Source organism: Hansschlegelia beijingensis (assembly GCF_045505405.1).
In the GTDB taxonomy this organism is placed as follows: domain Bacteria; phylum Pseudomonadota; class Alphaproteobacteria; order Rhizobiales; family Methylopilaceae; genus Methylopila; species Methylopila beijingensis_A.
This window is the reverse complement of the sequence record NZ_JBJKEX010000098.1, coordinates 1-9,608: the sequence shown is the minus strand read 5'-3', so window position 1 is coordinate 9,608 and position 9,608 is coordinate 1. Positions and strand designations below refer to the sequence as shown.

The following is a 9,608-nucleotide window of genomic DNA, read 5'->3' as shown; positions in this document are numbered from 1 at the left end:
CCCCTCGACGGTCTCGTCGCCGCGCCGCTCGATGCGCGCCGCGAGATCCCGGTCGAACAGCTTCACCTCGGGCCGCTGCACTGGACGATCCCGCAGGCGCGGTTCGCCGCTCCGGAGCAGCCCTCCGGGCCGGACGAGGAACTGAGCTCTGCGCCGCGCTCGGATCTCGCCGCCGCCATCCTGTTCGCCTCCGTGGTCGCGCTCTCGAACGCGCTGCACTACGGCATGTCGGCCCACATCATCGGCGTGCTCGGCGGCCTCGGCGTCGCGGCCGGTGCGACGGCCTGGATCGCCGCCCTGCGGGGGATCGGCCAGTCCGGGGCGCGCCTCTGCGAGGTCCTGTTCGGCCGCAGGCTCCGGCCGGTCGACCTCAACCTCGCCGCGGCGGCAGGACTCGTGGTGTCTTTCGTCGTGGGCTTCTGGAGCGGAGCGTCGCTCGCCACCGCAGCCATGTTCTCGCTGATCTATGGCGGGGCGGCCGGTCTGCTGACCATCACGCGCGGCACCCTGCCCCTCGCGCTGTTCGACCCTGCGCGCTACGGCGTCGTGGTGGGGCGGCTGATCGCGCCGAGCTTCTTCGCCTCGGCCGCAGCGCCCGTCGCCTACGGGGCGGCGATCGAGCGCTTCGGGGCTCCGGGCGCGATGTGGCTGTCGCTGGCGCTCGGCGCGGGCACGCTCGCCGCAGCGCTCGGGCTCAAGCGCCTCTCCCTTCGCGCGGCGCGCTGAAGCTCAGCGCTGCTCGCCCCATCTGGTCCTGAGCCCGCCATCGGGGCCGAACACCGGGTCGGTCGCCGGCAGCGGCACGGACGCGACGCGCGCGACGGCGGCGCCATGGTCGCCCTCGCCGGAGCGGATCAGGTCATAGGGCTGATCGGGCGGGTAGCAGCCGACGACCACGAAGTCGTCGCTCGCCGAAACCTTCCTGTGCCCGGTGCCTGCGGGCAGCACGGCGACGTCGCCGGCGGCGATCCGGACGCTCTCGCCTTTCTCACCGCCGAACTGCACCTCGGCCCAGCCGCGGGCGACGCCGAGCGCCTCATGGCAGGTCGAGTGGTAATGGTGGAACGGATACACGCCGTCGCGCCAGAAGCCGCCCCAGCCATTGGCCGCGAACAGCGCTTCGGCGCAGACCTCGGGGGCCTCGCCGGACGCATCGAAAGCCTTCCGGTGAAGCAGCAGCGCGAAGGCCGGGTGGTTCGGCGTGGAACCGTCGTCCGCGAAGCGGAACTCGTCCGTCGAGACCGTCTGGTCCGATGACTTCAACGCCGTGATCTCCTACGAAACGAACGCCGCAGAGGGCTTCTGAACAACGATCCGGCCGTTCCGAGGTTCCCCTTAAGGAGCGGCGGCGCCGTCTTGACGAACCCCTGCCCCTGTGCGCCATAGTCGCGATTGCAATCAGATTTTGGATGTCCGGACTGGCTTGCATACGGCGACCGCCGAAGCTCCCGCCTCCACGACACGCACCAAAGTTCGGATTGTGCCCGGCCGGCCGCCTCTGCAGGGGCTTCCGTCCAACTGCGCACATGCGCTTGTCTCAAGGGGATAAGAAATGCCCAGCGGTACCGTAAAGTTCTTCAACACGCAGAAAGGCTACGGCTTCATCCAGCCGACCGACGGCTCCAAGGACGTGTTCGTCCACATCTCCGACGTCGAGCGCTCCGGCCTGCACACCCTCGTCGAGGGCCAGAAGGTCGGCTTCGAGGTGGTGATGGACCGCGGCAAGACCAAGGCGGCGAACCTCCGCGCGGAGTGATCGCGGCTTCGGCCGACCGGCGACAAGGTTTCCGCGGGGCGCCCACAGGGCGCCCCGTTTGTTTTTGCGCGGCCGCTCAGCTCGTGCGCTGCATCTCGTGGGCGATCCGGCGGGTCAGCCCTCGCGAGCCGAGCCGGGTCATGAAGGCGCCGAGCTTGGGCAGCGCGCCCGGGATCACGATCGCCTTGCGCTTCTGAAAGCCCTCGAACCCCGCCTTGGCTACGGCTTCGGCGGACACGACGCCGGTCTTGAACAGCTGCGCGTCGCCCATGCCCGCGACGTGCCCGAACTCGGTCGGCACGGGGCCCGGGCAGAGCGCGGTCACCGTCACGCCGCTGCGCTTCGATTCCTCGTAGAGCGCCTCCGAGAACGACAGCAGGAAGGCCTTGGTGGCGTAATAGACCGCCATTTCGGGCCCCGCCTGGAAGGCCGCGAGCGACGCCACGTTGAGGACGCCGCCGCGGCCGCGCGCCATCATTCCCGGGAGAAAGAAGCCCGCCAGCGCCGTGGGCGCGGCGACGTTCACCTGGATCATCTCCAGCTGGCGGTCGAGGGGCAGCTTCACGAAGGGGCCGCGCAGGCCGAAACCGGCGTTGTTGACCAGCACGTCGACGACATGGCCCCGCCGGCCGATCTCGATCGCGAACTCCTTCACGCCCTCCGGCGTGGCGAGATCCGCCGGCGCCGCCACCGCGCTGACCCCATGTCTGCCCGAAAGCTCCTGGGCAAGCGCCTTCAGCCGATCCTCGCGCCGGGCCGCGAGCACGAGGTCGTCGCCATGCGCGGCGAACAGCCGGGCGAGTTCGAGTCCGATCCCGGACGACGCTCCCGTGATGAGGACGGTCCGGCGCTGCGCAGTCATGATAGGTTCTCCCCCTGTCGGTCGCGAAGCCGACTTGCATATCGCTGAACGCTTCCCTGCCAGCGGCCGACTGTGTATGGAACGCCTTCAGCCACACAATCGCTCTTCACATGCCACGCGGCGCGCGGTCTGGCCGCTTCGCGCCGCCCCGGAAAGCCCTGTTTCATGCCCAAACGCACTGACATCGCGACGATCCTCATCATCGGCGCGGGACCGATCGTCATCGGGCAGGCGTGCGAATTCGATTATTCCGGCACGCAGGCCTGCAAAGCCCTAAAGGAAGAGGGCTACCGGATCGTCCTGGTGAACTCGAACCCGGCGACCATCATGACCGATCCGGACATGGCGGACGCCACCTACATCGAGCCGATCACGCCGGAGATCGTCGAGAAGATCATCGCCAAGGAGCGCCACGTCGTGCCCGGCGGCTTCGCGCTGCTGCCGACGATGGGCGGCCAGACGGCGCTCAACTGCGCGCTTTCGCTGCGCAAGATGGGCGCGCTCGCCAAGCACGACGTCGAGATGATCGGCGCCACCGCCGAGGCGATCGACAAGGCCGAGGACCGCGAACTGTTCCGCGAGGCGATGACCAAGATCGGCCTCGAGACCCCGCGCTCGCGGCTCGCCCACAATCTGACGGAAGCGCTCGTCGCCTTCGAGGAGATCGGTCTGCCGGCGATCATCCGGCCGTCCTTCACCATGGGCGGCACCGGCGGCGGCATCGCCTACAACCGCGAGGAGTTCCTCGAGATCGTGGAGCGCGGCGTGGACGCCTCTCCGACCGACGAGGTGCTCATCGAGGAGAGCGTGCTCGGCTGGAAGGAGTACGAGATGGAGGTCGTCCGCGACAAGGCGGACAACTGCATCATCATCTGCTCGATCGAGAACATCGACCCGATGGGCATCCACACCGGCGACTCGATCACCGTCGCGCCGGCGCTGACTCTGACCGACAAGGAATATCAGCGCATGCGGGACGCCTCGCTCGCGGTGCTGCGCGAGATCGGGGTCGAGACCGGCGGCTCCAACGTGCAGTTCGCGATCGACCCGGCGACCGGCCGGATGATCGTGATCGAGATGAACCCGCGGGTGTCGCGGTCGTCCGCCCTCGCCTCCAAGGCGACCGGCTTCCCGATCGCCAAGGTCGCGGCCAAGCTCGCCGTCGGCTACACGCTTGACGAGATCGACAACGACATCACCGGCGGCGCGACCCCGGCGTCATTCGAGCCGACGATCGACTACGTCGTCACCAAGATCCCGCGCTTCGCCTTCGAGAAGTTCCCCGGCGCCGAGGCCACCCTGACGACTTCGATGAAGTCGGTCGGCGAGACCATGGCGATCGGGCGCACCTTCGCCGAGAGCCTGCAGAAGGCGCTGCGCTCGATCGAGACCGGGCTGACGGGCCTCGACGAGATCGAGATCGAAGGACTCGGCCAGGGCGACGACAAGAACGCGATCCGCGCCGCGCTCAGCAAGCCCACGCCGGACCGCCTGCTCAAGGTCGCGCAGGCGCTCAGGCTCGGCTTCCCGGCCGACGAGATCCACGAAGCCTGCAAGATCGACCCCTGGTTCATCGAGCAGCTCGAGGGGCTCGTGGCGACGGAGGAGAAGGTCCGCCGGATCGGCCTGCCGACCACCGCGGCCGCGTTCCGCAAGCTGAAGGCCCAGGGCTTCTCCGACGCCCGGCTGGCGACGCTCGCCGGCCTGACGCCCGACCAGGTCGCGGCGCGGCGACGCTCGCTCGACGTGCGGCCGGTGTTCAAGCGCATCGACACCTGCGCGGCCGAGTTCGCCTCCCCGACGGCCTACATGTACTCGACCTACGCGCCGCCCTTCGCGGGCCAGCCGGTCAACGAGGCTCAGCCGAGCGACGCCAAGAAGATCATCATCCTGGGCGGCGGCCCGAACCGGATCGGCCAGGGCATCGAGTTCGACTACTGCTGCTGCCACGCCTGCTTCGCGCTCTCGGAGGCCGGCTACGAGACCATCATGGTCAACTGCAACCCCGAGACCGTCTCGACCGACTACGACACCTCGGACCGGCTCTATTTCGAGCCGCTGACCGCCGAGGACGTGCTCGAGATCATCGAGGTCGAGCGCTCGCGCGGCACGCTGCACGGGGTGATCGTCCAGTTCGGCGGCCAGACCCCGCTGAAGCTCGCGGACGCGCTCGAGAAGGCCGGCGTGCCGATCCTCGGCACGACCCCGGACGCGATCGACCTCGCCGAGGACCGCGACCGCTTCAAGCGGCTGCTCGACAAGCTCAAGCTCGTCCAGCCGGACAACGGCATCGCCTACTCGGTCGAGCAGTCGCGCATCGTCGCCGGCGACCTCGGCTTCCCGCTCGTGGTGCGTCCCTCCTACGTGCTCGGCGGGCGCGCCATGGCGATCCTGCACGACGAGAAGATGCTCTCGGACTACCTGCTCGGCACGCTGCCGGACCTGGTGCCGGAGGACGTCAAGCAGCGCTACCCGAACGACAAGACCGGCCAGATCAACACGGTCCTGTCGAAGAACCCGCTGCTGTTCGACCGCTACCTGACCGACGCCACCGAGGTCGACGTCGACGCGCTGTGCGACGGCAAGGACGTCTTCATCTGCGGAATCATGGAGCACATCGAGGAGGCCGGCGTGCATTCGGGCGACTCGGCCTGCTCGCTGCCGCCGCACTCGCTGTCGCCGGAGATGATCGCGGCGCTTGAGGACCAGACGCGGGCGCTAGCGCTCGCGCTCGAGGTCGGCGGGCTGATGAACGTCCAGTACGCCATCAAGGACGGCGTGATCTACGTGCTGGAGGTCAATCCGCGAGCCTCCCGCACCGTGCCGTTCGTGGCGAAGGTGGTCGGCAAGCCGTTCGCCAAGATCGCCGCGCGCGTGATGGCGGGCGAGCCCCTCGCCCAGTTCGGCCTCAAGTCGGAGCCCCTCGGCCATATCGGCGTGAAGGAGGCGGTGTTCCCGTTCGCGCGATTCCCGGGCGTCGACACCGTGCTCGGGCCGGAGATGCGCTCGACGGGCGAGGTGATGGGCCTCGACCGCGACTATGGGGTCGCCTTCGCGAAGAGCCAGCTCGGCGGCGGCACGCGGGTGCCGCTCGGGGGCACGGTGTTCGTCTCGGTGCGCGAGGGCGACAAGGATCGCGTTCTGGCGCCGGTGCGGATGCTCGCTGACCTCGGCTTCAAGATCATCGCGACCTCGGGCACGCAACGCCACCTGGCGGCGCACGGCATCGACGCGCAGAAGATCAACAAGGTGCTGGAAGGCCGGCCGCACGTCGTCGACGCGATCAAAAACGGCGGCGTCCAGCTGGTGTTCAACACCACGGAAGGCGCCCAGGCGCTGGCCGACAGCCGGTCGCTCCGCCGGGCCGCCCTCTTGCACAAAGTGCCATACTATACCACGCTGTCAGGCGCGGTGGCGGCGGCTCAGGGGATCAAAGCCTATCTTGGCGGAGACCTCGAGGTGCGCTCACTGCAGTCCTATTTCGGCTGAACCGGCCCCCGCCGAAAATAAGATGGAACGGCGGCTGGGCTTCCGGCGTTTATGGCGTCACGTGCGCGCCCCTCGGTTCGAGGGGCGTTGCGTTTGTAGTGTCGAGAGAGACTGAGATGGACAAGATCCCGATGACCGCCGCAGGTCATGCGGCGCTGGAAGCGGAGCTGAAGCACCGCGCCTCGAGCGAGCGGCCGCGCATCATCGCGGCCATCTCCGAAGCCCGCTCGCACGGCGACCTTTCCGAGAACGCCGAGTACCACGCGGCGAAGGAACAGCAGAGCCTGAACGAGGGCCGCATCGCCGAGCTCGAGAACATGATCGCCCGCGCGGAGGTCATCGACGTCTCCAAGCTGCAGGGCGACACCATCACGTTCGGCGCCACCGTGACGGTCGTGGACGAGGACACCGACGAGGAGAAGGTCTACCAGATCGTCGGCGAGGCCGAGTCCGACGTGAAGCAGGGCCGGGTCTCGATCGGCTCGCCGATCGCGCGCGCGCTGGTCGGCAAGAAGGTCGGCGACACCGTCGAGGTCGCCACTCCGGGCGGCGGCAAGAGCTACGAGGTCCTGAGCGTTCGCTTCGCCTGACGCCTGAGCCAGGCGCGGCGGGCTTTACGCCCAACGCCAAAAGAAAACGCCCGGCGCGCGCTTCGCGGCCGGGCGTTTCGCTTTGTGTGGCGCTGGCGGTCAGCGGGCGAAGAAGACCAGCCAGATGATGGCCATCGCGGCGGTCGCGGCCACCACCCCGACGATGACCACGATCGGCATGCCGCGCGGCGCGTCGGTTCCCTGCTTGGCCTCGACGTGGTTCAGCTGCTGCCCGTGCTCGCCCGGCGTGTTGGTTTGCGCGCTCATCCATGTCTCCTGATCGCCCGTTCCGGGCCGTACTCAGGAAACAACGTTCCAACGCCGAATCTGATCCATCCCGACCGGAATGAAGTCGGCGCGCCGAGATGGCGAAGCCGTCAGCGCGCCGCTCAGAACTGCCAGCGCTGGGCCATCTCCACCAGGAAGTCTCGGAAGACGTGGATGCGCGCGACGTTCTTGAGCTCTTCCGGATAAACGAAATAGGCCTCGAGGGTCGGCATCTCGTCGCCGTCCAGAACGCGCTGCAGCTGCGAGTTCGCCTCGACCACGTAGTCCGGGAGCACCGCCAGCCCGACGCCGGTCTCCGCGGCGTGCTTGATCGCGGTCAGGCTGTTGGCGACCAGGCTCGCGGCCCGGGGGTTGCCGGGCGTCCGCGCCGCCGTCTTCAGCCAGTTGATGCTCTGCAGGAACGGCGGAACCGGGCCGCCGAACTCGATCAGGCGATGCTTCTGGAGATCGTCCAGGGTCGCCGGCCGGCCGTGCCGCTTGAGATAATCCGCCGAGGCGTAGACGTGGTAGTGCACGGTGAACAGCCGACGCTGGATCAGGTCGGGCTGCGTCGGCGCGCGCAGGCGGATCGCGACGTCCGCTTCGCGCATCGCAAGATCAAGCTCGTCGTCGCTCAGGATGAGCTGGACCTGGATGTCCGGATAGGCGTCCATGAACTCGACGAGCCGCGGCGTCAGCCAGCCTGAGCCGAGCCCGACGGTCGTCGTGACCTTCAGCACGCCGTTCGGGCGCTCGCGGCTGTCGGTGAGCATCGATCGCGCCGATTCGAGCTTCGCGAACACCTCCTGGGTGGTCCGAAACAGCAGTTCGCCCTGCTCGGTCAGGATCAGGCCGCGGGCGTGGCGGTGGAACAGCGGCGTCTTCAGCTCGTGTTCCAGCGCCGAGACCTGGCGGCTGACCGCGGACTGGCTCAGCCCGAGCGTCTCCCCCGCCTTGGTGAAGCTCCCCGCATCCGCGGCGGCGTGAAAGATTCGCAGCTTGTCCCAGTCCATTCGGTCCCCCGCAGCCGACAGACGCGGCAGCTCTCGTCGCGCTCAGGCGGCGGTGCGCGCCGCCTCTTCGGCCGCAAGGAAGCGCTCTGCGTCGAGCGCGGCCATGCACCCCATGCCGGCGGCCGTGACCGCCTGGCGGTAAGTCTCGTCTGCAACGTCGCCCGCCGCAAACACCCCCGGAATATTGGTGAGCGACGTGCCCGGCTTCACCGCCAGATAGCCCGACGGCTTCATGTCCAACTGGCCCCGGAACAGCTCGGTCGCGGGCGCGTGGCCGATCGCGACGAACACGCCGTCGCAGCGCCGCACGCTCGGCGTCCCGGTGCGAGTGTCCACGAGCTTGACGCCCTCGACCTTCAGCGGCGTCCCGGAACCGAGGATTTCTCCCACGGTGGCGTTCCAGACCACTTCGATCTTCGGATTCGCGAACACCCGGTCCTGCAGGATCCGCTCGCCGCGGAACGACTCGCGTCGATGCACCAGCGTGACCTTGCTGGCGAAGTTGGTCAGGAACAGCGCCTCCTCGAGCGCCGTGTTGCCGCCGCCGACCACCACGACCTCCTTGCCGCGGAAGAAGAAGCCGTCGCAGGTCGCGCAGGCGGAGACGCCATAACCCTTGAAGCGCTCCTCGCTTTCGAGGCCGAGCCACCTGGCTTGCGCGCCCGTCGCGACCACGAGGGCGTCGGCCGTGATGCGGCCAGAGGACTCCGTCTCGATCACGAAGGGCCGCCGGCCCAGATCGACCTTGGAGACATGGTCGAACAGCGTGCGCGCGCCCATCCGCTCGGCCTGCAGCTGCATCTGCTCCATCAGCCAGGGGCCCTGGATTGGATCCGCGAAGCCCGGATAGTTCTCGACGTCGGTCGTGATGGTGAGCTGGCCGCCGGGCTGGAGGCCCGAAATCACCAGCGGCTCCAGCATCGCGCGCGCGGCGTAGACCGCGGCGGTCCAGCCGGCCGGCCCCGAGCCGAGGATCGCGAGGCGCACATGGCTGATCGGCTGTGTGGTCATCGTGGAGAAGGTCCGTTCGTTTCGCGGGTCCGGGCCGGAGCCCGGCGGACGCGTTCGTTGCGCAGCGCTGCGCGCGTCGTCACGAGAGCGTGGATCGCATGCGCGACTTCGCGCGTCGAGTCGGGCGGCGCGTAGGCGTAGGCGTCAAGCTCGCCGGCGAATGGCCGCGTCAGCCCCTGCGCGGCGAGCGCTTCAACAGAGCGGCGGACGGCGCGCGGCGCGCCCTGCGGCAAGAAGGTCAGCACGGGGGCGCCGGTGACCACCGCGTCGCTGACCATTCGCGTGGACTGGGTGGTCACGACCAGAGCCTCCGATTGCCCGAGCACCGACATATAGGGGTCTGGGCGACCCTGAGCCCATAGATAATGCGCCACGCCGGAGAGCGCCATAAGCAGTGGTTCCGGCGCGCCGGCCGGCGGGCGCACGCTGAGAACCGCTCCCTGCTCCCGCAGCCGACGCAGCCCCGCCGCCAGCCGGGCGGTGTCCTCCGCCGCGAGCGGCGCGTCGATCAGAACGCCCAAGGGTGGTTCACCGTCGGATTGGCGCCGATGATGATGATCACCTCGGCGTCGAGCGCCGCCGAGAACGGCGCCGAGACGGCGCCGGAGTTGAGCCCCTCC

At 68.8% G+C, this 9,608-nt stretch carries 9 protein-coding genes and 1 pseudogene; 4 read left to right on the top strand and 6 right to left on the bottom strand.

Going from position 1 to position 9,608, the window contains the following annotated elements; all coding sequences use genetic code 11:
• Positions 1-726, top strand: a pseudogene (locus tag ACIKT0_RS08515) (hypothetical protein); the annotation flags it as partial.
• 3 nt (positions 727-729) lie between these two features.
• Here ACIKT0_RS08515 and ACIKT0_RS08510 read toward each other — a convergent pair.
• Positions 730-1,263, bottom strand: a complete 534-nt coding sequence (locus ACIKT0_RS08510; RefSeq protein ID WP_407104932.1) for a cupin — start codon at positions 1,261-1,263, stop codon at positions 730-732.
• Positions 1,264-1,552: 289 nt separating this feature from the next.
• Here ACIKT0_RS08510 and ACIKT0_RS08505 point away from each other — a divergent pair, with 289 nt between their 5' ends.
• Positions 1,553-1,756, top strand: a complete 204-nt coding sequence (locus tag ACIKT0_RS08505) for a cold-shock protein (protein WP_183396398.1) — start codon at positions 1,553-1,555, stop codon at positions 1,754-1,756.
• Positions 1,757-1,832: 76 nt separating this feature from the next.
• Here ACIKT0_RS08505 and ACIKT0_RS08500 read toward each other — a convergent pair whose 3' ends face one another.
• Positions 1,833-2,618 carry an SDR family NAD(P)-dependent oxidoreductase gene (locus ACIKT0_RS08500; RefSeq protein WP_407104931.1) on the bottom strand — a complete coding sequence of 262 codons (786 nt, stop codon included), beginning with the start codon at positions 2,616-2,618 and terminating at the stop codon, positions 1,833-1,835.
• A gap of 165 nt (positions 2,619-2,783) precedes the next feature.
• Between ACIKT0_RS08500 and carB the strand changes: the two genes are divergently transcribed.
• Positions 2,784-6,107 (top strand): carbamoyl-phosphate synthase large subunit, encoded by a 3,324-nt coding sequence (carB, locus tag ACIKT0_RS08495; RefSeq protein WP_407104930.1) that lies wholly within the window; start codon positions 2,784-2,786, stop codon positions 6,105-6,107.
• A 116-nt stretch (positions 6,108-6,223) separates the two neighbouring features.
• Positions 6,224-6,697 carry a transcription elongation factor GreA gene (gene greA / locus ACIKT0_RS08490; protein ID WP_183396401.1) on the top strand — a complete coding sequence of 158 codons (474 nt, stop codon included), beginning with the start codon at positions 6,224-6,226 and terminating at the stop codon, positions 6,695-6,697.
• Positions 6,698-6,796: 99 nt separating this feature from the next.
• Here the strand turns inward: greA and ACIKT0_RS08485 are convergent, their stop codons facing one another.
• The 4 genes from ACIKT0_RS08485 to ACIKT0_RS08470 all read right to left on the bottom strand — a co-directional run bounded on the left by ACIKT0_RS08485 (position 6,797) and on the right by ACIKT0_RS08470 (position 9,500).
• Positions 6,797-6,964, bottom strand: coding sequence for a hypothetical protein (locus ACIKT0_RS08485; RefSeq protein ID WP_407104929.1), 168 nt, complete (start codon positions 6,962-6,964; stop codon positions 6,797-6,799).
• Positions 6,965-7,086: 122 nt separating this feature from the next.
• Positions 7,087-7,977 (bottom strand): LysR family transcriptional regulator, encoded by an 891-nt coding sequence (locus tag ACIKT0_RS08480; RefSeq protein ID WP_407104927.1) that lies wholly within the window; start codon positions 7,975-7,977, stop codon positions 7,087-7,089.
• A gap of 42 nt (positions 7,978-8,019) precedes the next feature.
• Positions 8,020-8,988: a thioredoxin-disulfide reductase gene (trxB, locus tag ACIKT0_RS08475; protein WP_407104926.1), complete on the bottom strand. Its 969-nt coding sequence runs from the start codon at positions 8,986-8,988 to the stop codon at positions 8,020-8,022.
• A complete protein-coding gene (locus tag ACIKT0_RS08470; RefSeq protein ID WP_407104934.1) occupies positions 8,985-9,500 on the bottom strand; it encodes an ELM1/GtrOC1 family putative glycosyltransferase in 516 nt (171 codons plus the stop codon). The genes trxB and ACIKT0_RS08470 overlap by 4 nt, the downstream gene beginning before the upstream one ends.
• Positions 9,501-9,608 lie beyond the last annotated feature (108 nt).